The 24238-nt window shown below is 40.1% G+C and carries 23 protein-coding genes; 19 read left to right on the forward strand and 4 right to left on the reverse strand.

Annotated elements, in window-relative coordinates; genetic code table 11:
- The first annotated feature begins 17 nt into the window (after positions 1-17).
- From infB to nlpI, 6 genes are all read left to right on the forward strand, one after another.
- On the forward strand, positions 18-2696 hold the full coding sequence (infB, locus tag BTO22_RS01780; RefSeq protein WP_105054036.1) for a translation initiation factor IF-2: 2679 nt from the start codon (positions 18-20) through the stop codon (positions 2694-2696).
- A 111-nt stretch (positions 2697-2807) separates the two neighbouring features.
- Complete coding sequence (gene rbfA / locus BTO22_RS01785) at positions 2808-3215, forward strand: 30S ribosome-binding factor RbfA (RefSeq protein WP_060992443.1); 408 nt, start codon at positions 2808-2810, stop codon at positions 3213-3215.
- Positions 3215-4171 (forward strand): tRNA pseudouridine(55) synthase TruB, encoded by a 957-nt coding sequence (truB, locus tag BTO22_RS01790; protein WP_105054037.1) that lies wholly within the window; start codon positions 3215-3217, stop codon positions 4169-4171. Before rbfA ends, truB begins: the two co-directional genes overlap by 1 nt.
- Positions 4172-4333: 162 nt before the next feature.
- Positions 4334-4603: a 30S ribosomal protein S15 gene (gene rpsO, locus BTO22_RS01795; RefSeq protein ID WP_060992441.1), complete on the forward strand. Its 270-nt coding sequence runs from the start codon at positions 4334-4336 to the stop codon at positions 4601-4603.
- 328 nt (positions 4604-4931) lie between these two features.
- Positions 4932-7061: a polyribonucleotide nucleotidyltransferase gene (gene pnp / locus BTO22_RS01800; RefSeq protein ID WP_105054038.1), complete on the forward strand. Its 2130-nt coding sequence runs from the start codon at positions 4932-4934 to the stop codon at positions 7059-7061.
- Positions 7062-7171: 110 nt separating this feature from the next.
- Positions 7172-8146 carry a lipoprotein NlpI gene (nlpI, locus tag BTO22_RS01805; protein ID WP_105054039.1) on the forward strand — a complete coding sequence of 325 codons (975 nt, stop codon included), beginning with the start codon at positions 7172-7174 and terminating at the stop codon, positions 8144-8146.
- A 74-nt stretch (positions 8147-8220) separates the two neighbouring features.
- Here nlpI and BTO22_RS01810 read toward each other — a convergent pair whose 3' ends face one another.
- The 3 genes from BTO22_RS01810 to BTO22_RS01820 form a co-directional block, all read right to left on the reverse strand.
- Positions 8221-9099, reverse strand: coding sequence for a U32 family peptidase (locus tag BTO22_RS01810; RefSeq protein ID WP_105054040.1), 879 nt, complete (start codon positions 9097-9099; stop codon positions 8221-8223).
- A gap of 9 nt (positions 9100-9108) precedes the next feature.
- On the reverse strand, positions 9109-10110 hold the full coding sequence (gene ubiU, locus BTO22_RS01815) for a ubiquinone anaerobic biosynthesis protein UbiU (RefSeq protein WP_060992437.1): 1002 nt from the start codon (positions 10108-10110) through the stop codon (positions 9109-9111).
- Positions 10111-10317: 207 nt separating this feature from the next.
- Positions 10318-12345 carry a sensor domain-containing protein gene (locus tag BTO22_RS01820; protein WP_105054041.1) on the reverse strand — a complete coding sequence of 676 codons (2028 nt, stop codon included), beginning with the start codon at positions 12343-12345 and terminating at the stop codon, positions 10318-10320.
- A 214-nt stretch (positions 12346-12559) separates the two neighbouring features.
- On the opposite strand from BTO22_RS01820, the gene ubiT reads away from it, so the two are divergent.
- Entirely contained in the window at positions 12560-13078 is a 519-nt protein-coding gene (ubiT, locus tag BTO22_RS01825; RefSeq protein WP_181044536.1) for a ubiquinone anaerobic biosynthesis accessory factor UbiT, read from the forward strand.
- Positions 13068-13571, forward strand: coding sequence for a GNAT family N-acetyltransferase (locus tag BTO22_RS01830; protein ID WP_105054043.1), 504 nt, complete (start codon positions 13068-13070; stop codon positions 13569-13571). Before ubiT ends, BTO22_RS01830 begins: the two co-directional genes overlap by 11 nt.
- Before the next feature lie 45 nt (positions 13572-13616).
- On the opposite strand, the gene BTO22_RS01835 is transcribed toward BTO22_RS01830, so the two are convergent.
- Positions 13617-14081, reverse strand: a complete 465-nt coding sequence (locus BTO22_RS01835; protein WP_105054044.1) for a hypothetical protein — start codon at positions 14079-14081, stop codon at positions 13617-13619.
- A gap of 170 nt (positions 14082-14251) precedes the next feature.
- Between BTO22_RS01835 and BTO22_RS01840 the strand changes: the two genes are divergently transcribed.
- The 11 genes from BTO22_RS01840 (at position 14252) to deoD (ending at position 24181) form a co-directional block, all read left to right on the forward strand.
- Positions 14252-14653: a DNA polymerase III subunit psi gene (locus tag BTO22_RS01840; RefSeq protein ID WP_105054045.1), complete on the forward strand. Its 402-nt coding sequence runs from the start codon at positions 14252-14254 to the stop codon at positions 14651-14653.
- Entirely contained in the window at positions 14643-15089 is a 447-nt protein-coding gene (gene rimI / locus BTO22_RS01845; protein ID WP_105054046.1) for a ribosomal protein S18-alanine N-acetyltransferase, read from the forward strand. The genes BTO22_RS01840 and rimI overlap by 11 nt, the downstream gene beginning before the upstream one ends.
- Before the next feature lie 85 nt (positions 15090-15174).
- Positions 15175-16755, forward strand: a complete 1581-nt coding sequence (gene prfC, locus BTO22_RS01850) for a peptide chain release factor 3 (RefSeq protein ID WP_105054047.1) — start codon at positions 15175-15177, stop codon at positions 16753-16755.
- 102 nt (positions 16756-16857) lie between these two features.
- Entirely contained in the window at positions 16858-16971 is a 114-nt protein-coding gene (locus BTO22_RS01855) for a DUF5363 family protein (RefSeq protein ID WP_105054048.1), read from the forward strand.
- On the forward strand, positions 16971-17747 hold the full coding sequence (locus BTO22_RS01860) for a TatD family hydrolase (protein WP_105054049.1): 777 nt from the start codon (positions 16971-16973) through the stop codon (positions 17745-17747). Before BTO22_RS01855 ends, BTO22_RS01860 begins: the two co-directional genes overlap by 1 nt.
- Before the next feature lie 199 nt (positions 17748-17946).
- Positions 17947-19230, forward strand: a complete 1284-nt coding sequence (locus BTO22_RS01865) for a NupC/NupG family nucleoside CNT transporter (RefSeq protein ID WP_105054050.1) — start codon at positions 17947-17949, stop codon at positions 19228-19230.
- Between the two features lie 274 nt (positions 19231-19504).
- Positions 19505-19675 carry a XapX domain-containing protein gene (locus BTO22_RS01870; protein ID WP_023604119.1) on the forward strand — a complete coding sequence of 57 codons (171 nt, stop codon included), beginning with the start codon at positions 19505-19507 and terminating at the stop codon, positions 19673-19675.
- A 264-nt stretch (positions 19676-19939) separates the two neighbouring features.
- Positions 19940-20716 carry a deoxyribose-phosphate aldolase gene (gene deoC / locus BTO22_RS01875; protein ID WP_105054051.1) on the forward strand — a complete coding sequence of 259 codons (777 nt, stop codon included), beginning with the start codon at positions 19940-19942 and terminating at the stop codon, positions 20714-20716.
- A gap of 115 nt (positions 20717-20831) precedes the next feature.
- The gene (gene deoA, locus BTO22_RS01880; RefSeq protein ID WP_105054052.1) at positions 20832-22163 is read left to right on the forward strand and encodes a thymidine phosphorylase; all 1332 of its coding nucleotides are present in this window, start codon (positions 20832-20834) and stop codon (positions 22161-22163) included.
- Between the two features lie 10 nt (positions 22164-22173).
- Positions 22174-23394, forward strand: a complete 1221-nt coding sequence (gene deoB / locus BTO22_RS01885; protein WP_105054053.1) for a phosphopentomutase — start codon at positions 22174-22176, stop codon at positions 23392-23394.
- Positions 23395-23464: 70 nt separating this feature from the next.
- Entirely contained in the window at positions 23465-24181 is a 717-nt protein-coding gene (gene deoD, locus BTO22_RS01890) for a purine-nucleoside phosphorylase (RefSeq protein WP_105054054.1), read from the forward strand.
- Positions 24182-24238: the final 57 nt, after the last annotated feature.

Raw genomic sequence — 24238 nt, forward strand, 5'->3', positions numbered from 1 at the left:
CAGCAAGGAGAAGCGGTATGACAAAGCTTACGGTAAAAGCACTTAGTGATGAAATTGGAACTCCAGTTGACCGCTTACTTCAGCAATTTTCGGATGCTGGTATTAATAAAAAAGATGGCGATTTTGTTTCTGAAGGTGAAAAGCAATCATTGCTAGTTCACCTAAAGAAAGAGCATGGTAGCGCTGATGACAGCGCGTCACCAACCCGTCTAACTCTTCAACGTAAGACTCGTAGTACATTAAGTGTTGCTGGTACTGGCGGTAAAAGTAAAGATGTGCAAGTTGAAGTACGTAAAAAGCGTACTTATGTAAAAGCAAGCACACTTGAAGAAGAGAAGAAAACTGAGCAGCTGAAAGCAGAAGCTGAAGAGCAAGCAAAACGTGATGCAGAGGATGCTGCAATTCACGAAGTTGAACAAAAAGCACAACGTGAAGCGGAAGAAAAAGCTAAGCGTGATGCTGAAGCAGAGGTTAAAGCAAAACGTGACGCTGAACAAAAAGCGAAACAAGCTGAGACTGAAAAGGCTAAAAAAGAAATGACTACTAAAAATGATCAAGCAAAAAAAGAAGCTGATGAACTAAGACTTCGTCAAGAACAAGAAGCAACTCGTAAAGCAGAAGCAGAAGCAGCAAAACTGGTTGAAGATGCTCGTAAACTGGCTGAAGAAAATGAAGCTCGTTGGAAAGAAGAAGAGCAAAAGAAATCAGCAGCTGAAAAAACTGCAGATTACCATGTGACAACTTCATCTCACGCTCGTGAAGCAGAAGATGCTGCTGACCGTAAAGATGAGCAACAGCCTCGTCGTCGTAAGAAGAAAGCGAAACCAGCTGAAGCAGCACCTCGCGGTGGTCGTAACCAACGTGGCGGTCGCAACAAGAAGCCTCAAGTAAACAAACCAACTTCTATGCAGCATGGCTTTGATAAGTCAGCAACTGTTGCTAAGCAAGATGTTGCTATTGGTGAGACAATTGTTGTTTCTGAACTGGCAAGCAAAATGTCAGTAAAAGCGACTGAAGTAATTAAAGTTATGATGAAGATGGGCGCTATGGCGACTATCAACCAAGTTATTGACCAAGAAACAGCGGCTCTAGTTGCTGAAGAAATGGGCCATAAAGTGGTTCTTCGTAAAGAAAATGAATTAGAAGAAGCAGTACTGTCTGATCGTGATAACAATGCAGCGGTTGAAGGCCGAGCACCAGTTGTTACTATCATGGGTCACGTTGACCACGGTAAAACTTCTACACTGGATTACATCCGTCGTGCACACGTTGCTGATGCGGAAGCTGGTGGTATTACACAACACATCGGTGCATACCACGTTGAAACTGACAACGGTATGATCACTTTCCTTGATACTCCTGGACACGCAGCGTTTACCGCTATGCGTGCACGTGGTGCTCAAGCGACAGATATCGTTGTTCTTGTTGTTGCTGCAGATGATGGTGTTATGCCACAAACAATCGAAGCTATCCAACACGCAAAAGCGGCTGGTGTACCTCTGATTGTTGCAGTAAACAAAATCGATAAAGAAGGCGCTAATCCAGATAACGTTAAAAATGAGCTTGCTCAATACGACGTTATTCCTGAGGAGTGGGGCGGCGAGAATATCTTCGTTCATATCTCTGCTAAGCAAGGTACAAACATCGAAGGCCTTCTTGAAGCAATCCTTCTTCAATCTGAAGTACTTGAATTAACTGCGGTTAAAGAAGGTATGGCATCAGGTGTTGTTGTTGAATCTCGTCTGGATAAAGGCCGTGGCCCTGTAGCTACTGTTCTTGTTCAATCTGGTACTCTAAACAAAGGCGATATCGTTCTTTGTGGTCAAGAGTATGGCCGTGTACGTGCAATGCGCGATGAAAACGGTAAAGACATTGAATCAGCAGGTCCATCTATTCCTGTAGAAATTCTTGGTCTTTCTGGTGTTCCTGCATCAGGTGACGAAGCAACAGTTGTTCGTGATGAGCGTAAAGCGCGTGAAGTTGCTAACTACCGTCAAGGTAAATTCCGTGATGTTAAACTAGCTCGTCAACAAAAAGCGAAACTAGAAAACATGTTTGCAAACATGGAAGCTGGTGAAGTAGCTGAATGTAACGTTGTACTTAAAGCTGACGTTCAAGGTTCAGTTGAAGCAATCGCTGACTCACTACTGAAACTGTCTACTGATGAAGTTAAAGTGAACATCATCGGTTCTGGTGTTGGTGGTATTACTGAAACTGATGCAACACTTGCAGCAGCATCTAATGCAATCCTTCTAGGCTTCAACGTTCGTGCTGATGCGACAGCTCGCCGTACAATTGAAAATGAAAACCTAGACCTTCGTTACTACTCAATCATCTACCAGTTGATTGACGAAGTTAAACAAGCGATGGGCGGTATGCTTGCTCCTGAGTTCCGTCAAGAAATCATTGGTCTTGCACAAGTTCGTGAAGTATTTAAGTCTCCTAAACTTGGCGCTATCGCAGGTTGTATGGTTACTGAAGGTACAATCAAGCGTAACAACCCAATTCGTGTTCTACGTGAAAACGTAGTTATCTACGAAGGTGAGCTTGAATCACTACGTCGTTTTAAAGATGACGTTGCTGAAGTTAAAAATGGTTACGAGTGTGGTATCGGCGTTAAGAACTACAACGATGTTCGTGCTGGCGACCAAATCGAAGTATTCGAAATTGTTGAGATCAAACGTACTCTTGACTAATTGACTATAATTACTAACGTTATCATTAACGATAAGTAGTAATCGGTTGTTGAATACACCATGGGGGGCTGGTAATTACCAAGCCCCCCATCTTTCTAAGTGAGAAATGATATGTCAAAAGAATTTAGCCGCACACAACGTGTGTCGCAACAATTACAAAAAGAGTTAGCTCTAATTCTACAACGCGAAGTTCGTGATTCACGCATCGGTATGGTTACCATTTCTGATGTTGAAGTATCTCGTGACCTTGCATACGCAAAAGTATTCGTTACTTTCTTCTGTGTTGGCGATCAAACGCCTGAAACATGCCTAGCAGCACTAAAAGAACATGAAGTGCCAGTTCGAATGATGCTTGGTAAGCGTATTCGTCATCGTTTAACGCCAGAGGTTCGCTTTACTTACGATAATACGCTTGTTGAAGGTATGCGTATGTCTAATTTAGTGTCGGACGTTGTAAACACAGATAAGCGTAAAATGGCTGAATCTGGTCGTACTGAATCAGATGAAGGTGAAGAGTAATGGCTCGTCGTCGTAAGGGTCGTCCAGTTAATGGTGTTATCTTAATCGATAAACCAACAGGAATTACGTCGAACGATACATTGCAAAAAGTAAAACGTATTTACTTTGCTGAAAAAGCAGGTCATACCGGCGCGCTTGATCCACTTGCAACTGGTATGCTGCCATTATGTTTTGGTGAAGCGACGAAGTTCTCTCAGTTTCTATTAGATTCTGATAAGCGCTATCGCGTTGTTGCTAAGCTTGGTGAACGTACTAACACTTCCGATTCTGATGGTGAAGTAGTTCAAACTCGTGAAGTAAAAGTTGACCGTGGTCAGCTTGAACGTTGTATTGCTAAGTTCCGTGGTACGACAGATCAAATCCCTTCAATGTTTTCTGCGCTAAAGCATCAAGGTCGCCCTTTGTATGAATATGCACGTGAAGGTATTGAAGTACCACGTGAGTCTCGCAAAATTACGGTTTACTCAATTGAATTAATCCGTTTTGAAGGTCATGAAGTAGAAATGGACGTGCACTGTTCTAAAGGCACTTATATCCGTACTATTACTGATGATCTTGGCGAAATGCTTGGCTGTGGCGCACACGTAACCTATTTACGTCGTACTGGTGTATCAAATTACAAATATGAAAATATGGTAACGATTGAGCACCTTGAAGCCTTACTGGAAAAAGCACATCGTGAAGAAATTGCTCCTCGCGAATTGCTTGATCCACTGCTTATGCCAATGGACTCTGCAGTACAGGATTTACCAGAAGTAAATATGATCCCTGAATTGGCTGATCATGTATTACATGGACAGCCTGTTCAAGTGTTTGGCGCCCCACAAGATGGCATTGTTCGTATGACGTCAGGTGAAGAGCGTTTATTCATCGGTGTTGGTCACATCGATAATGATGGTCGTGTTGCTCCTAAGCGTTTAGTTGTTTTCCGAGATGAAGTCGAAGAAGATAAATAAATACTTTTGAAGTAGCCTGATTAATAAAGAGTAAAGCCTTACGGTTTTGCTCTTTTTTTTATTGCTTTATTATTGTTCATCCGTATAATTCGCCCTTCGCGTAGTGGCTGAATCAGAGATTGGCTGCTACATATATTAAACAACTCTTATCAGGAGAGCATTATGTCTCTGAATGCAGAAACTAAAGCAGCAATCGTTGCAGAATACGCACAATCTGAAGGCGATACAGGTTCACCAGAAGTACAAGTAGCACTACTTACAGCTTCTATCAACCACCTTCAAGGTCACTTCGCTAATCACAAGCACGATCACCACAGCCGTCGTGGTCTATTACGTATGGTTTCTAGCCGTCGTAAGCTTCTTGATTACCTAAAAGGTAAAAACAGCGAGCGTTACCAAAATCTAATCAAACGTCTAGGCCTACGTCGCTAATTGCGATGTTTGTAAAGACAGTTTGACAAAAAGGAGCGTTTATCGCTCCTTTTTTTGTGCCTGCAATTCTCCTTTTTCATTTCTGAACCTCGCATATTGCCTTAATTGGGGTATACTATTGCCGTTGAAATCGCTGTGTGCGTTTTTAACTCTATAATTTTGTTCATCTATTACAGTCACCGAAGTCGGCCACTAGGTCGCGACTATTACAAGTTATCTTTTTTAAGTAAATTTGTACTAGTCGCGATTGGTAATAGATTGAATTATCACTTAAATTTTCTTAATTTCAGCCAGAAATGGTTTGGTTATTAAGAATGAAGGAAAAATAATGTTCGCGAATCCAGTCGTAAAATCATTCCAGTACGGTAACCACACCGTAACTCTTGAGACGGGCGTAATGGCACGTCAAGCAACTGCAGCTGTTATGGCAAGCATGGACGATACTTCAGTATTCGTTTCTGTTGTTGCTAAAAAAGACGCAGTACCGGGTCAAGATTTCTTCCCATTAACAGTTAACTACCAAGAGCGTACTTACGCTGCTGGTAAAATTCCTGGTGGTTTCTTCAAGCGTGAAGGTCGTCCTTCTGAAGGCGAAACACTAACGGCTCGTCTAATCGACCGTCCAATTCGTCCACTTTTCCCAAGTGCGTTTAAAAACGAAGTTCAAGTTATCGCTACGGTTGTTTCTATCAACCCTGACGTAAACCCAGACATGATCACAATGATCGCAACATCTGCTGCACTTTCTATCGCTGGTGTACCATTTAATGGTCCTATCGGTGCTGCACGTGTTGGTCACATCAATGGTGAGCTAGTTCTTAACCCATCAAACACTGAGCTTGAAAACTCTAAACTAGACCTAGTTGTGTCTGGTACAGAAGGCGCAGTATTAATGGTTGAGTCAGAAGCTGACAACCTATCTGAAGAAGAAATGCTTTCTGCTGTTGTATTTGGTCACGACCAACAACAAGTAGTAATTAAAGCAATCAACGAATTCGCTGCTGAAGTAGCTACTCCTGCTTGGGATTGGACTGCTCCAGAAGTAAACGCAGAGCTTAAAGCACAAGTTGCTGAGCTTGCAGAAACTCGTCTTTCTGAAGCGTACCAAATTACTGAAAAAATGGCGCGTTACGAGCAAGTTGGCGTAATTAAAAACGAAGCTGTTGAAGCACTTTTAGCTCAAAATGAAGAACTAGACGAGCGCGAAATCCGCGGCATGCTTGGTTCTCTAGAGAAAAACGTTGTACGTAGCCGCATAATTGCTGGTCACCCACGTATCGATGGTCGTGAAAAAGACATGGTTCGTGCGCTAGACGTACGTACAGGTGTTCTTCCGCGTACACACGGTTCTTCTCTATTCACTCGTGGTGAAACTCAAGCACTTGTTACTGCAACGCTTGGTACACAACGTGATGCACAAATCATCGATAGCCTAATGGGTGAGAAGAAAGATCACTTCCTTCTACACTACAACTTCCCTCCATACTGTGTAGGTGAGACTGGCTTTGTTGGTTCTCCTAAGCGTCGTGAAATCGGTCACGGTAAACTAGCTAAACGTGGTATCCAAGCGGTTATGCCTTCTGTTGAAGAATTCCCATACACAGTACGTGTAGTATCGGAAATCACTGAATCTAACGGTTCATCTTCAATGGCTTCTGTATGTGGTACATCTCTAGCTCTTATGGATGCGGGTGTTCCAATTAAAGCGTCTGTTGCTGGTATCGCAATGGGTCTTGTTAAAGAAGGCGACGATTTCGTTGTTCTTTCTGACATCCTTGGCGACGAAGATCACCTAGGTGATATGGACTTTAAAGTAGCGGGTACTAACGAAGGTATTACTGCTCTTCAAATGGACATCAAAATCGAAGGTATCACTAAAGAGATCATGCAGATCGCTCTAAACCAAGCACAAGGCGCGCGTAAGCACATCCTTACTGTTATGGACGAAGCAATCTCTGGTGCTCGTGAAGATATCTCTGAGTTCGCTCCACGTATCCACACAATGAAAATCAGCTCTGATAAGATCAAAGATGTTATCGGTAAAGGTGGTGCAGTTATCCGTGCTCTTTGTGAAGAGACAGGTACAACTATCGAAATCGAAGACGATGGTACTATCAAAATCGCTGCGACTGAAGGTGCTGCTGCACAAGAAGCTATCCGTCGTATCGAAGAAATTACTGCTGAAGTTGAAGTGGGTAAGATCTACACTGGTAAAGTTATGCGTATCGTTGATTTCGGTGCATTCGTAACGGTTCTTGGTCCTAAAGAAGGTCTAGTACACATCTCTCAAATCGCAGAAGAGCGCATCGAGAAAGTAGCTGACCACCTACAAGTTGGTCAAGAAGTGAAAACTAAAGTACTAGAAATCGACCGTCAAGGCCGTATTCGTCTAAGTATCAAAGAAGCAAATGCTGAGTTAAACCCAGCAGCTGCAGCTGAAGTAAAAGACGCAGAATAATCTGATTGATTACAGTCTTTTAATATAAAGCGTGTTATAAAGGGAGCAGAAATGCTCCCTTTTCTTTTAACTGCAGTTAGAAGAAGTCAGCTTATCATAGGAGAAAATGAATGAATTGGATTCGAGTAGCCTTAGTTGGCGTAGTTATGGTGTTATCAGGTTGTGCATCAACAAGTAACACTTCTGGATGGGTTTCCCCTCCAATGGCGGTACCTTTGCAAGCAAGTATTCAACAGGAGATACAACTCTCTCGTTTGGAGCAACTATTACTGCGTCCAGATATTGATGATATTACCCGAGCTAAAATGTTTTATGAACGCGGGTTAATTAATGACAGTCTGGGATTACGTGATTTAGCTCGTGTTGATTTCACTCAATCTTTAAACTTGAAGCCAGATCAAAGTGATGTATTTAATATTTTGGGTGTGTATTACACGCAGAATACTGATTTTGATGGGGCTTATGAAGCGTTAGATTCAGCATTAGAACTTGATCCTAGTAATCAATTTGCAGAGCGAAATTTAGCGATTGCTCTTTATTATGGTGAACGTTATGACCAAGCGTATGAGATAGCAAGAAAGCATTATAATGATGCACCCACAGACCCTTATCGTGCGATTTGGTTATATTGGATTGGCCTTGAAGTTGACCCATTAGCGGCAACGGAAGAATTCAAAGTTCAATATCAACAACGTACAGATGATGATTTTGGGTGGGATCTTGTTGGCCTGATTCTAAAAGAGACAACTGAAGATGAGTTTTTTAATAAGCTACTAACCACGACTCGTAATAACGTGGAGTTAGCTCAGAAATTAACCGAAGGCTATTTTTATTTAGCGAAAGGCTACCAGCATGATGGTGATTACCCAAGTGCAATTGCTCTGTATAAATTAGCAATGGCAGGTAACGTCTATGAATTTGTTGAGCATCGCTATTCGTTTGTTGAATTAGGAAAGATCTATCAATCATTACGTGAATTACAAGAACAGAAAATAAAAGAGCAGCAAGCATTAGAAGCTAAAGAAACTGCTGTATCTGAAGGTATTGAAAAAGAAGCGTTAAAAGAAGAAGCGCTAAGCGAATAAATAGAGATTATTTTTTGAATCAAAAGCCCTGACTTAAAGTAAGTAAGGGCTTTTTTATTTACAGTACATATGAATTAAATTTGAACATCTAACCCAGCAATGTTGTGCCAATAGCCATTGCATTGACGTGCATCTTTTAATGCAAATTTTTCAGTACCGGCTTCATTAGCTTTAAACTTAGAGACTTCACTGAATGTTTCAACGCTTAATGGGCTTAAACGAACCACATCAACTAGTTCATTCATGCTTGGTAAGTCATTGATTAAGTTATAGCAGTAGCCTGATTGAGTTTGAATTCCGTTTAATGTAAAGACTTCTTGTCCTTCTTGGCTGTTAACCGTAATACCATTAGGGTATTTGATACAACAAGTCTCGCATTCATCTTTTGGTTTATTTTCAGCTCTAGCAGTAAAGCATCGAGCAGAATAGGCTAATGGCAGATAGCCATAACTGAATACTTCAGTTTCAAATTTTCCCTTAATGCCTAAATCATCGCATTGAAGTAGAACATTCTGTAGCCACTCACGAGATAACTCAACGGGCATACACCAACGAGTCATACCCTGTTTTAAAAATAAATTGAGCGTTTGAGCGTTGTAACAGTTAACTGCGGGACCGACGACAAAAGGAACTTTACTTTCTGAAGCCAATTGAATCGCAGATACATCGTTAGCTTCAATAATGAAGTCACCGTTATCAATGTATTTTTTCATTGCGCTGACTTCACTAGGGGCCTCTAACAGCGCCATCGTAGAAAGTACAACTTGTTTTCCCGATTCAGAAATATCTTTAGCAATTGAAAACCAATCTTTAGGCTTCATTTCACGACGCTTTGAACAAACACTTTCGCCCAAATAAATAATGTCAGTTTCGCTGTTTATCGCTTTTTGATAAAAAGATTCAATGTTTTCTTTAGACCAAAAATATAAGAGTGGACCTAATGCGTACTTCATAACTTTCTCCTATTGCCACTTCTTATGATAAGCACCAAGGGTCGTTTGAGTCCCTTCTGATACGTTTGCTAATGTTGCATCCCACTTAGGTTCTACAGTGTAGCCTTCAGGGTTTGCTTTATAACGGTCAATGGCCGCTCGCCAAGTTTTAGTTACTTGTTCTACGTATGCGGGGCTACGTTGACGACCTTCAATTTTCACTGACGCCACATTAGCGGAAAATAATTCAGGAACAAGAGATAGGGTATTTAAACTCGTAGGCTCTTCTAATGCATGGAACGTTTTTCCTTCTACATCGAAACGGCCTTTACAAAGCGTTGGGTAACCCGCGTTTTCACCTTCGCCGTAGCGGTCAATAAGAATGTTGTTTAAGCGAGACTCTAGGCCATTTTCTGTTTCTTGCCAGCGAACGTATTTAGCTGGAGAGCAAGCCCCTACTGTATTTGGTGACTCGCCAGTCATGTATGATGATAAGTAACAACGTCCCTCAGACATAATACATAGGCTACCAAAGGCAAATACTTCAAGATCCACATCAGAAGTTAAATTACGAGATAGTTGTTTGACTTGGTGAATCGATAATACACGAGGCAATACAACTCGTTTAATATTGAAATTCTTTTTATAGAAATCAATCGCGGCAACGTTAGTCGCAGAAGCTTGAACTGATAAGTGTAGTTCTAAATCTGGATAAGTGTTTGCCGCGTACTCTAGAACCCCAATGTCTGAGATGATTAATGCATCAATACCCATTGCCGCCGCATTATCAACAGCTTTGGTCCAACGGTTAAAGCCATCAGGATGGGCGAAGGTATTCAACGCAACATGAATATGTTTATTGTTGTCATGAACATATTGCACTGCCTTTTCAAGTTTTTTACCTGTAAAGTTTAAGCCTGCAAAATGGCGAGCATTTGTATCGTCTTTAAAACCGATATAAACGGCATCGGCACCGCAATCTATCGCGGTTTTTAGAGCAGGTAAGTTACCGGCTGGGCAGAGGAGTTCCATAAGAATACCTAGTTACAAAAATCTGATGCTCTATGATAATGATAAGATAATTTTGAAACTTGATTTAAGGCAGGTTTTTAGTTGTTTTGTTACTTAAATAAAGAGTTGTAGTTGAGTAGGGGTAAATGCTAATTATTGCTATTTAAGAGGCTGTAATACCTAGAAAGAAGTAGTTTAATTCTAGGTATTAACCCCTCTATTATTTGATTATCTTGAACGTTTATTTTGTACTAATAACGATTCAATCTCATGTTTCGGTTGAGGTTTGTAGAAGTGGAATCCTTGAATGGAATCACAGTTTAAACTAGAGAGAAGCATTGCTTGTTGTCTTGTTTCAACACCTTCTGCAACGATATCCATGTTTAGGTTTTTACCTAAGTTTATGACATTTTCTATAATGGTAATTTGTTTCGGTAATGTGTCAATTTCACTAATGAAGCCACGATCAATTTTTAATTCATCAAGTGGGAAACGAGCAAGATAGGCTAATGAAGAATAGCCAGTACCGAAATCATCGATAGAGAGTGTAAAACCTAATTTCTTAATTGCATCAAGCATTTGAATCGCGTGTTCACCATCGCTCATTACGGCACTTTCTGTCAGCTCTAAAGTGATGCAATTAGGGTCTACTTGAGTTGTTTTTAGTAGCCGTTCCATGTATTCAATTAATTGAGGGTTACCGAATTGTGCTGGAGATAAATTAATCGCGATTCGGCCAGGCAAGATCCCTTGAATTTTCCATTCTTTTACTGTTTGGAAAACTTCACGCATTACCACTTTGCCTAAGGTTTCAATTAAACCAGAGCGCTCAGCTACAGGGATAAAGCGAGCAGGGCTGATGTAACCCTCTACAGGATGTTTCCATCGAACAAGCGCTTCTGCGCCATTAATTCTAAAATCACGGGCACTGACTTTTGGTTGGTACCACACTTCTAATCCATTATTTTGCAATGCCTTTTGAAGTTCGATCTCTAGCCATAATCGCATTCTTGCTTCTTTGTTCATTTGGTCGTGGAATTTAATCAAACGGTTTCGGCCACGATCTTTTGCTTCATACATAGCGGTATCAGCGTTTTGTAATAAGCTACGAGCATCAGTCCCATCAATAGGGTATTGAACGCTACCAATAGAGCAAGCTAATCGTTTAGAGAAGTGAACTAAGTCAAAAGGTTGATTGATTAACTTGATGATTTTGTCTGAGAGTTGGTCAAGAATTTGGTTATGTTCAGGCTTTGGAAATAGGATGCCAAATTCATCGCCACCTAAATGCCCAACAATGGCGTGTTTTGGTAATAGCTTTTGTAGACGAGTCGAGATCTCTTTTAATACACGATCGCCGATGTGGTGGCCTAAAGAATCATTAATATTCTTGAAGTTATCAATGTCTAAGTAGAGCATGAAAAAAGGAATGTTTTCTTTAATCATCTTTTCTATGACATGAGTAAAGCCGTGTCGGTTATATATCCCTGTCAGTAAATCAACTTGAGAAACTGCCATTTGATTGGTTGTTGCAAGTTGTTTCTTATGTTCTTTTAAAATAACAAGGTGAGCAGGACTGCCTAAAATAAGTGTTTTTTCAACGGTTAAGAGTAACTCAGCTTGAATGCCACAATTGACAGTCGTTCTTACTGTGAGTTGTTGTTCTGAGGCTAAATTAGCAATGACTTCAGATAGAGATTGGGTTTTGTTACTTGAAATTAATAGTTGTTCAATACTTTCGCCAATAAATTCGGCTGGTTTATTAAAACCAAGCATCTTTGCTGATGCAGTATTAGCAGAAACAATGATGTCGCCTTCAATTAAAAAGATAGAATCATTAAGAAGCTCTGTTAATTTTTGGTATTTTGATTCACTTTCTTTTAAAGAATTAAGTAATTGTTGGCGCTCAGAGGTATCTACGGCATGAAAGACAATGTAAGTGTTATTGTCTTGCTCTATTGGGAACAAACTAAAATGAAGACTGGTATCAAAACGATGGTCGTCTAACGTGATTTCAGCTTCAATTTTTTCACCATTTAAGGCTCGGCAATAATAAGGTCTGAGAGAGGCATAAAAATGTGCGCCTAAAACCTCAGAGTCAGAGCGTCCACATAATTCTTCCCGGTTTAATCCACTGATCTCACAGTAACGATTATTAACGGTAACGTAGTTATGGTCCGTGTCCAAAATAGCAAACAGAAATGGACTGTTATCTGTTAGCAAAGGAAGCCAATGTTGTATTTGAGAAAGTGACATAGTGTTACCGCTTTTTAGTAAAGAAGACAAATAACTTCCAGAATCAGTACTGATTATTAGTATTTATAATTTCAACAGCAAAATATACATTGAATGGATCCCTATTTTCCACCTTAAATTGTAATAAGTGTTTTTTTGATAAGAAACAGGTTAGATATCCGTCAATCAATTTATACTGCATAAAGTTATCGATCAAATGTAATGGAAATTAAGCGTGATGAATCAAATTCGTTCAAAACTAGTAGAAAATGCAGCATCAGTTCTCAAAGTACCTGCAAAATTAGTTCCTGTTTCAATGCAACAAAAGGTATTACTCGAAGGATTAAAACAAGTCTTTCACGAAGCACTTGAAGATGGTGATTTTGAATTTTTGGAAGATAAGTGGTTAAAAGTTTCAATTCTTGATCTCGAATTGCACTGGTTTATCAGTTATCAAGATGAAAAACTGATAGTCTCCAATAAAGCTGAAAAAGAAGATGTTAGCTTTAGTGGTCCGCTGAATGATTTAATTTTAATTGCTGGCCGTAAAGAAGATCCTGACACTTTGTTTTTTCAACGACGCCTAAAAATTGAAGGTGATACAGAGCTTGGGCTTGAAGTGAAAAACTTAATGGACAGTGTTGATCTTGATTCATTACCAAAACCTTTAAACCAAGCATTAATGACGTTGGCTAATTTTGTCCAACAAGGTTTGCAAAAGCCTGAAGCGAAAGAGACGATAAATGCTTATTAGAACTGAAGCTCCTGCGGATATTTTAACGATTGATCGATTGGTTCGTGAGACATTTGAGACTGAAGCAGAAGCTCAGTTAGTGATGTCTTTACGTGAAAATAGTCATTTAACATTGTCGTTAGTTGCGTGTACCGATGACGGTGAAGTGATTGGCCATTGCCTTTTTAGCCCAGTAACGCTTAACGGTGATGATTTTAATTGGCAAGGGCTTGCGCCTTTGTGTGTAAAAAAAGAATTTGAGAAACAAGGTATAGCTCAGTCTTTAGTGAATGAAGGATTAGAAACCCTAGCGGAGCTTGGTTATCCAGTATCGGTAGTATTAGGTGACCCCGCTTATTACCATCGCTTTGGTTTTGAATCTGCGAATAAATACAATATGAAGTGCAAGTGGGAAGCACCTGAAGGTGCATTTATGATAAAAGCGTGCTCTCCTGAATTTCTTGAAGGAAAAGCAGGTCTTATTGAATATTGTCCTGAATTTGATTTATTGTAACGTATTAATAAAATGCTCATTTCAATAATGAGCATCATTTTTAAACTATCGTTTTAATCCCAAAACTTCTATTTTTGCTTTTTTGACGACTCCTGCTGCATTTAAAGTAAGATTACCCCAACTTTTATACTCTAGCTCTAGTCGGTCAAACTTTGCGGTGTCTGAGCTTGGAAGTGTATAGGCTCTTGTTGACATTCCTTTCGTCAAATTACCTACTGTTTTTAGTTTTTTATTTGAACCATCACTCATTGTGACGTTCATACTTTTAATATTTACAGTACCTTGAATACATTTTATTTTTATTTTCGAAAATGCTCTTTGACTAATAAAAGCAATTGGTTCGACGGTATCTGTTTCTTGTTCAAAATTAACCACTTTATCGCTAATTAAAACCCATTCATTTTCACTAGCATAAGCAGAATTTAACGACATAACATTAATGAGCAAGACCAGTAATAGAAGTGCCAGTAATGAACAAATACCAGCAACTGTAAGTAGTTTTTTTTTCATCTATATAGATAGCCTAAAATCAAAAGGGCTGAAGAGTCTATAAGATGAATACATGCCAAAGTCAGGTGGGTGTAAAATCAACGAACTGTTTATTATTTAAGACACTTCAAGTGGCATCCGTTCTAGAATATTGCTAATATCCCAACCCTTAAATTGACAGGTGAATTGAGATGCCAAAACAAGTGTTACAGTTTTTAAATGAAATGGATATTTCTGTTTGGCAAGTCAGACAAACTGAATATTTCGCAGCATTAAAAAACAGCACAATATCATTGTCTGAAACTTGTCAGTTATTATTTATCGCTTCTTCTGTTCCTACTGAGCGTGATGCTTTCCTATTTGGTAAAGTTCTTGCGAGTATGAAACTCTTACCAGAGCAGGCGTTATTTCTTCCTTCTGAGTCGTTAGAATATGTAGCTGAACACCATCTAAAATGGTGTTGGTTTTCAGGTGTCCCTATTACTGAGTTAGAAGGCGTGCAAACATTAAGCTCACCTCCTTTATTTGATATGCACACCAATGCTCAATCACGACGCGATTTATGGCGACAAATTTGTTCTTATGACCATTAATATTCAATGCATTTCTGATTCTCATCTAGATGATATTTGGCGAATTGAAAGAGCAGCACATTCGCACCCTTGGGCAGAATCGATGATTCGAGATCTAAATAGTCGTTGTGCACAACATCGAGTGATGTTAGAAAACGATCAAGTTGTGGGCTATTTTTATGCTCAAAACGTGGTGGGAGAGGTTACTTTACTTAATATTGCTATTGATCCTGCATATCAAAGAAAAGGATTTGGTCGTAAATTGACTGAGTTTTTTATAGATATGTGTATGGAGCAAAATGCAGAATCTGCTTGGCTTGAGGTACGCGAAAGTAACGTAAAAGCGATTTCTTTGTATGAATCTGAAGGGTTTAATGAAGTGACTCGACGCCACGATTACTACCCAACAGCTAATGGTAAGGAAGACGCCATTATCATGAGTTATATATTCTTTTAATTCGGCGCTTTAGATAATGAACGTCTTTGAGTATAATCTCGCCTAATTACATCCTTTCTGAAATCTTACAGGATTATCAACGCTTATGTCTTTTTTACAAGAAGTGGGTAAACGCAGAACGTTTGCCATCATTTCTCACCCGGATGCGGGTAAAACAACCATTACTGAAAAAGTATTATTATTCGGAAACGCGATTCAAAAAGCGGGTACGGTAAAAGGTCGTGGTTCAAACCAGCACGCAAAATCAGACTGGATGGAAATGGAAAAAGAACGTGGTATCTCGGTAACTACGTCGGTGATGCAATTTCCATTTAACGGGTGCCTAGTTAACCTTCTTGATACTCCTGGACACGAAGATTTCTCTGAAGATACTTACCGTACATTAACAGCGGTAGATTCATGTTTAATGGTTATTGATGCAGCTAAAGGTGTCGAAGACCGTACTCGTAAGCTAATGGAAGTAACACGTTTACGTGATACGCCTATCGTTACCTTTATGAACAAATTAGACCGTGAAGTACGAGATCCAATGGAAGTACTTGATGAAGTAGAAAGCGAGCTAGGAATGGCGTGTGCTCCTATTTCATGGCCTATAGGTTGTGGTAAAGAGTTTAAAGGTGTTTATCACATTCACCGTGATGAAACGATCTTATATGAATCAGGCCATGGCCATGAAATTCAAGAAGTTCGTACTATTAAAGGTCTTGATAACCCTGAGTTAGATGTAGCGGTTGGTGCCGAATTGGCTGCAAGCGTACGTGAAGAGTTAGAGTTAGTGATGGGTGCTTGCCCTGAATTTGATCTTGAACTTTTCCTTGTTGGTGAGTTAACACCTGTTTACTTTGGTACTGCACTAGGTAACTTTGGTGTTGACCATATGCTAGAAGGTTTAACTGAGTGGGCTCCAGCACCACAAACACGTGAAGCTGTAGAACGTCCAGTTGAAGCAACAGAAGATAAATTCTCAGGCTTTGTATTTAAGATCCAAGCAAACATGGATCCTAAGCACCGTGACCGTATTGCTTTCATGCGTATTGTTTCAGGTACTTATACTCAAAGCATGAAAATGAACCATGTACGTACAGGTAAGAACGTCAGTATTTCTGATGCAGTAACCTTTATGGCTGGTGATCGTGCTCGTGCAGAAACTGCGTATGCGGGTGACATCATTGGTTTGCATAACCACGGTACGATCCAAATTGGTGATACGTTTACGCAAGGTGAGAGCTTAAAATTCTCAGGTATCCCTAATTTTGCTCCTGAGCTATTTCGTCGTATTCGCCTTAAAGATCCACTAAAGCAAAAGCAACTGCTTAAAGGTCTTGTGCAACTTTCTGAAGAAGGCGCGGTACAAGTATTCCGTCCACTGCAAAACAATGATTTGATCGTTGGTGCGGTTGGTGTACTTCAGTTTGATGTGGTTGTCTCTCGTTTGAAATCTGAATATAACGTAGAAGCAATCTATGAAGGTATCAGTGTTGCAACCGCTCGTTGGGTTGAGTGTACTGATGGCAAAATCATGGATGACTTCCAACGTAAAAACCAAACTAACCTAGCGTTAGATGGTGGCAATAACTTAACGTATATTGCACCGACAATGGTTAATTTGAACTTAGCGTCTGAGCGTTTCCCTGAAGTTCAGTTCAGAGCAACACGTGAGCACTAATTAGCTGTGTATCAAATAAATGAAACGGAGTCTTAATAGACTCCGTTTTTGTATCTATAGTTTAATTAATGGATGTTTTAGTAATAGAGTTAAAGTTTACTTATGTGGAAAATAATTAAGCAATGGATTAAAAAATATGACGCATGGTGCGAGTCTCTTGGTTTAACACCAGAGAATAAGCGCAGTTGTGTGCCATATAAGAAAGAGGATGAGTAATGTCTGTTGAATTTATCGACTCTCATTGTCATTTAGATTTCTTACCATTTGCTGGCAATGAATCTTATTACCTGCAAAAAGCTCAAGAGAAAGGCGTAACTAAATTTATTGTCCCTAGTGTAAATAAATCGAATTGGGCTAGGGTTGTGTCGTTATCACAACAACATTCATCAATTTATTATGCGTTGGGTATTCATCCTCTATTTATCTCTGATGATTATCAGAATGAGATTGATCTTTTAAAGCAATCCTTGCAAGAGCACCGAGATAAATGTGTTGCTATTGGTGAGTGCGGCTTAGATTTCTGGGATCCTGACTGTGATAGGGATGCCCAAATTTATGTGTTTCGAGAACAGTGTTTACTTGCTAAGCAGTATCAACTTCCTTTAATTATTCACAGTCGAAAAAGTCACGATCATGTTTTAAAGAGACTACGAGAAATAAAGTTAGAAAAAGGCGGGGTTATTCATGGTTTCAGTGGCAGCTTGCAGCAGGCGAATCAATTTATTGAATTAGGTTTCTATATTGGTGTCGGCGGCGTGATCAGTTACGAAAGAGCTAAGAAGACCAAAATGGTGGTTTCACAATTGCCTTTAGATAAAATTTTATTAGAAACCGACGCACCAGACATGCCATTGTTTGGCTTTCAAGGGCAAAAAAATACGCCAGATAAAGTACGAAAAGTATGCGAATACTTGGCTTTGATTAGAAAAGAGTCAATGCAAACGATTTCGGAAACTGTTTATAAAAATACCACCTCTTTATTTGGGATTTGAGTTATTAGTCATTTCTTTAGGTGTAATTGATGATTATTTAGAAACCCCTTAGTGATAATGATCACAATTATGAATAAACAAAGCATGTATCAGCTGCGAATATGTGACAACAGCATTACTTTATAGGTGCTTCAGTGAGTATAATCGCCCCCGCTAATTTGAAACACGCCAACAATCAATTTTAGGGAAACTTTTAACTATGAGCCTGTTAATGAGCTTGGTTGGGATTGTAGCACTGCTTGCTTTTGCAGTACTTCTATCTGATAACCGCAAAGCAATCAATCTACGTACTGTCGGTGGCGCTTTTGCCATTCAATTTCTTTTGGGTGCATTCATACTTTATGTACAAGTGGGGCGTGATGTACTTTTAGGTGCATCTGAAGCGGTTGCTAATGTAATAAACTACGGTAACACTGGTATCGAATTCTTATTCGGTGGCCTAGTATCGGGTAAAATGTTTGAATTATTTGGCGGCGGCGGTTTCATCTTCGCACTGCGTGTTCTTCCTGTCATCGTATTCTTCGCTTCACTAACAGCGGTTCTTTACTACTTAGGTATCATGCAAGTAGTTATCAACTTCTTAGGGGGAGCTCTTCAAAAAGCACTAGGCACTTCTCGTGCGGAATCTCTATCTGCTACTGCGAATATTTTCGTAGGTCAAACAGAAGCGCCTCTAGTAGTTCGTCCATTCATTCCAAAAATGACTCAATCTGAATTGTTTGCAGTAATGTGTGGTGGTCTAGCTTCTGTTGCTGGTGGTGTACTTGCTGGTTATGCTTCTATGGGCGTTCCTCTAGAGTACTTAATCGCGGCATCATTCATGGCTGCACCTGGTGGCCTTCTGTTTGCTAAAATCATGAAACCAGAAACAGAAACGCCTGTTGATCAATTTGATGCTTTAGAGCAAAAAGGCGATGACAAACCAGCTAACGTAATCGATGCTGCTGCTGCAGGTGCTGCAACAGGTATGCAACTTGCGTTAAACGTAGGTGCAATGCTTCTTGCTTTCATCGGTCTAATCGCGCTAATCAACGGTATCCTAGGTGGCGTTGGTGGTTGGTTCGGTATGCCAGAAATTACGCTAGAGCTTATTCTTGGTTACGTATTTGCGCCAGTTGCTTTCTTAATCGGTGTGCCGTGGGAAGAAGCGACAGTTGCAGGTTCGTTCTTAGGTCAAAAATTAGTAGTTAACGAATTCGTTGCTTACTTAAACTTTGCACCTTACCTAAAAGACGTTGCTGATGGCGGCATGTTAGTTGCACAAACTGGCGTTGAAATATCTGAGAAGACGAAAGCAATCATTTCATTCGCACTATGTGGTTTTGCTAACCTTTCTTCTGTAGCAATCTTACTTGGTGGTTTAGGTAGTCTTGCTCCTGAACGTCGTCATGACATCGCTAAGATGGGTATGAAAGCTGTTGCTGCTGGTACATTATCAAACTTAATGTCTGCAACAATCGCAGGTCTATTCTTATCTCTATAATCGTTATAGACTAAGTTAGATAGTAAAAACCCGCATTTATTGCGGGTTTTTTTATGCTTGTTATTAAATTAAAATTAGTGATGTGGGAATAAATGCATTTCACATTTTTTATGCAAAAAGTTTGAGATGCAAAACGATTGCGTTACCAGCTAGAAACATTCCCTTGGGTTAATCTTGATATAATGAGACCCATAGCAAGGAGAAAGACTGTTAGAGTTTGAAAACTAAACTACATTTAATGCATACACAAAAAGTAACTTGAGAGTGGATTATGTTGAATGAAGTTTTGTTATCAGTCTTTGCTGGTTTGATTGTTGGTGTTGTTTTTTCAGCAATTAAATTACCAATTCCGGCACCTCCAGTATTATCTGGCGTTATGGGTATCGTCGGTGTTTATCTTGGCGCTGTGGGGTATCAATGGATTATTGAACGTTTCTTTTCATAATCTCTGTGTCTTTATACGGAAACATGGTTTCACTAGTGACACTAAAGAAGTATTGGTAAAATGAACCATGTTTCAACGGCGTCTCATGATGAGATGTTAGAGCGGTATTTATTCATTTCATGAGTAAGTACTGGCGGCAAAATGGATATTGATTGGGCGTTATGCGCTCAAGTCTTCAGGGAATCAAGTCCGCTCATTTGCTGTTGAACTTAAATATATGAACAGCAAAACTATCAAAGAATTTATTCTATTTTGGAGATAACAATGAGCGATTTAAAAGCAGCGGCACTACGTGCATTAAAATTAATGGATCTAACGACGCTTAACGATAACGATACAGATGAAGCGGTAATCGCATTATGTAAGAACGCGAAAACAGCAGTAGGTAATACAGCAGCTGTTTGTATTTACCCACGTTTCGTTCCAATCGCTAAGAAAACGCTGCGCGAGCAAGGCACACCAGAAGTACGCATTGCAACAGTAACTAACTTCCCTCATGGAAATGACGATATTGCTATCGCTGTTGCTGAAACGAAAGCCGCTGTTGCTTACGGCGCAGATGAAGTTGATGTGGTATTCCCATACCGTGCATTGATTGCTGGTGACGACACAGTTGGTTTTGAACTGGTTAAACAGTGTAAAGAAGCGTGTGGTGATGTTCTGCTTAAAGTAATCATCGAAACGGGTGAGCTAAAAGAAGAAGCATTGATCAAAAAAGCCTCTCAAATCTGTATTGAAGCCGGTGCTAATTTCATTAAAACATCAACAGGCAAAGTGCCAGTTAACGCAACACCTGAATACGCACGCATGATGCTAGAAGTAATTCGTGATATGGGCGTAGCTAAAACAGTTGGCTTTAAGCCTGCTGGCGGCGTTCGTACTGCTGAAGATGCACAAGCATACCTAGCAATGGCTGATGATATTTTAGGTGGTGATTGGGCTGATAACATGCATTACCGTTTTGGTGCTTCAAGCCTACTAACGAATCTTTTAAATACATTAGAAGTAACAGAAGAAACAGCAGATCCAACTGCTTACTAGTTTCTCGTTACTTGATTTATAGCTAAAAAATAAATCGACTTAGGTGAGGCATTACCGTCTCATCTACCTCAACCCTACCTATATAAATTACCCAACCAAGATTGGGGAGGCACTAATGTATCTACCACAAGAGATTATTCGCAGAAAACGTGACAATAAAGTACTAACAGCAGAAGAAATTAACTTCTTTATTCAAGGAGTTGCAAAGAATACCGTGTCTGAAGGACAAATCGCAGCGTTTGCTATGGCGATTTATTTTAATGAAATGACAATGCCTGAACGTATCGCATTAACCTGTGCAATGCGTGATTCAGGAATGGTGATTGATTGGAGCCACATGAACTTTGACGGACCTATTGTTGATAAACATTCAACAGGTGGCGTTGGTGACGTGACTTCATTAATGCTTGGTCCTATGGTCGCTGCGTGTGGTGGCTATGTTCCAATGATCTCTGGTCGTGGCTTAGGTCACACTGGCGGTACATTGGATAAACTAGAATCAATTGCTGGTTACAATATTATGCCAAGCAATGAGATTTTTGGAAAAGTAACCAAAGAAGCGGGTGTGGCGATTATTGGTCAAACCGGTGATTTAGCGCCAGCTGATAAACGTGTGTATGCCACTCGTGATGTAACGGCAACCGTTGATAACATCTCATTGATTACCGCATCTATTCTATCTAAGAAATTAGCTGCTGGTTTAGATTCATTAGTGATGGATGTTAAAGTAGGGTCTGGTGCATTCATGCCAACTTACGAAGCATCAGAAGAGCTTGCGAAATCTATCGTAGCAGTAGCAAATGGTGCAGGCACTAAAATAACGGCACTGCTTACTGATATGAACCAAGTATTGGCCTCTACAGCCGGTAATGCATTAGAAGTACGTGAAGCGATTCGTTTCTTAACGGGTGAATATCGTAATCCTCGTTTATACGAAGTAACGATGGCATTATGTGCAGAGATGCTAGTAATTGCTAATTTAGCAAAAGATGAAAAAGAAGCTCGAGCTAAATTACAAACGGTATTAGATAATGGCAAAGCAGCAGAATGCTTTGGTAAAATGGTGTTTGGACTTGGTGGTCCGAGTGACATTATTGAAAATTACGATAACCATTTAGAAAGCGCACAAATTATTAAACCTGTATTCGCAGATAAAGCCGGTTTTGTTAATGCGATGGATACTCGTGATTTAGGTATGGCAGTTGTAGGCATGGGCGGTGGTCGTCGTGTTGCAACCGATACTATTGATTATGCGGTTGGCCTAAGTGATATGATCCGCCTTGGTCAAACAGCAGATACAGAACAACCATTAGCGATGATTCATGCGCGTAATGAAGAACAATGGCAACAAGCCGCGGATGCTGTAAAAGCAGCAATCGTGATTAGTGATGAACAACCAGAAATGACTCCGGAAGTTTATCGCAAAATTCGCCCTGAAGATGTGTAAGGAAGAAAACATGAAACGTGCAATAATTTTAGTACTAGATTCATTTGGTATTGGTGCCGCAGGCGACGCTGAAAAATTTGGCGATGTAGGTTCAGATACTATGGGTCATATTGCTGAGCAGTGTGATAAAGGCCTAGCTGACAACAGTAATCGTCAAGGACCTTTAACTCTTCCAAACCTTTCTAAGCTTGGTTTAGCTATGGCGGGTAAAGAATCAACAGGTCAATTTGCAGCAGGTTTAGATACGAACGCAGAGATCATTGGTGCTTACGGCCATGCGGCTGAATTGTCTTCAGGTAAAGATACGCCTTCAGGTCACTGGGAAATCGCCGGTGTTCCAGTATTGTTTGATTGGGGTTACTTTTCTGATAAAACAAACAGCTTCCCTAAAGAACTGACTGATCGCATTCTTGCTCGTGCAAATCTTTCTGGTTACCTAGGTAACTGCCATGCATCAGGAACTCAAGTACTTGATGATTTGGGCGAAGATCACATGAAAACAGGCATGCCTATTTTCTATACCTCTGCCGATTCAGTATTCCAAATTGCCTGTCATGAAGAGACATTTGGTTTAGATAATTTGCTAACGCTTTGTCAGATTGCTCGTGAAGAGCTTGCTGATTACAATATTGGCCGTGTAATTGCGCGTCCATTCATTGGTGAAGGCAAAGGTAAATTTGAGCGTACTGGTAATCGTCGTGATTTATCGCTAGAGCCACCGGCAACGACTGTACTGCAAAAATTAGTTGAAGAGAAGAATGGCCAAGTGCATTCAATTGGTAAAATCTCTGATATTTACGCAGGTTGTGGTATTACTCAAAAAACCAAAGCGACAGGTATTCCTGCACTGTTTGATGCGACTAAAGATGCGATTGGAACAGCAGGTGATAACACTATCGTATTTACTAACTTTGTCGATTTCGATTCAGCGTATGGCCACCGTCGTGATGTTGCTGGCTATGCTGCAGCGTTAGAATATTTTGATGGTCGTCTTCCTGAGATCATGGATATGCTAAAAGAAGATGATCTTCTTATTCTAACAGCGGATCACGGTTGTGATCCAACATGGCCGGGAACTGATCATACACGTGAGCATATTCCTGTTCTTGTTTATGGTCATAAAGTACCAGCAGGTTCATTAGGCCGTCGTGATACATTTGCAGATATTGGTCAAACCTTAGCAGAGTACTTTGAAACCTCTGATATGGAATATGGAAAATCTTTCCTATAAAAAATAATAAGCAGTAGAGTTCGCTCTGCTGCTTTTTTCTATTTAAAGTTAAAAGAAAGGATATAAACTTATGGCTACTCCACATATTAATGCTGAAATGGGTGATTTTGCAGACGTAGTACTGATGCCTGGAGACCCAATCCGTGCAAAATATATTGCTGAAACTTTTTTAGACGATGTAGTTCAAGTGTGCGATGTACGTAATATGTATGGTTTTACCGGGACTTATAAAGGCCGTAAGATTTCAGTTATGGGTCATGGCATGGGTATTCCATCATGTTCTATTTACATGACTGAATTAGTAAAAGATTTTGGCGTTAAAAAAGTGATCCGTGTTGGTAGCTGTGGCGCGGTTAATGATGGTATTAAATTACGTGACGTTGTTATTGGTATGGGCGCATGTACTGATTCAAAAGTGAACCGCATCCGCTTTAAAGATCATGACTTTGCAGCGATTGCTGATTATGAAATGGTTCGTAACGCAGAATTAGCTGCTCAAGCACGTGGTATCGATGTAAAAGTAGGTAACCTTTTCTCTGCTGAGTTATTCTATACGCCAGATCCAAGCATGTTTGACCTAATGGACAAATATGGCATCGTAGGTGTAGAGATGGAAGCGGCTGGAATGTACGGTGTAGCTGCAGAATATGGTGCAAAAGCACTGGCAATTTGTACCGTATCAGATCACATTAAGACTGGTGAGCAAACTACTTCTGATGAGCGTGCTACAACGTTTGATGAGATGATGTTAATCGCATTAGATTCAGTCCTACTTGGCGACAAATAATACGTATAACCAAAACGTTTAGATGTAAAAAAGGCGATGAAGGTAACTTCACTGCCT

Origin of the sequence: Aliivibrio sifiae, assembly GCF_002954705.1 — a bacterium.
Taxonomy (GTDB): domain Bacteria; phylum Pseudomonadota; class Gammaproteobacteria; order Enterobacterales; family Vibrionaceae; genus Aliivibrio; species Aliivibrio sifiae_A.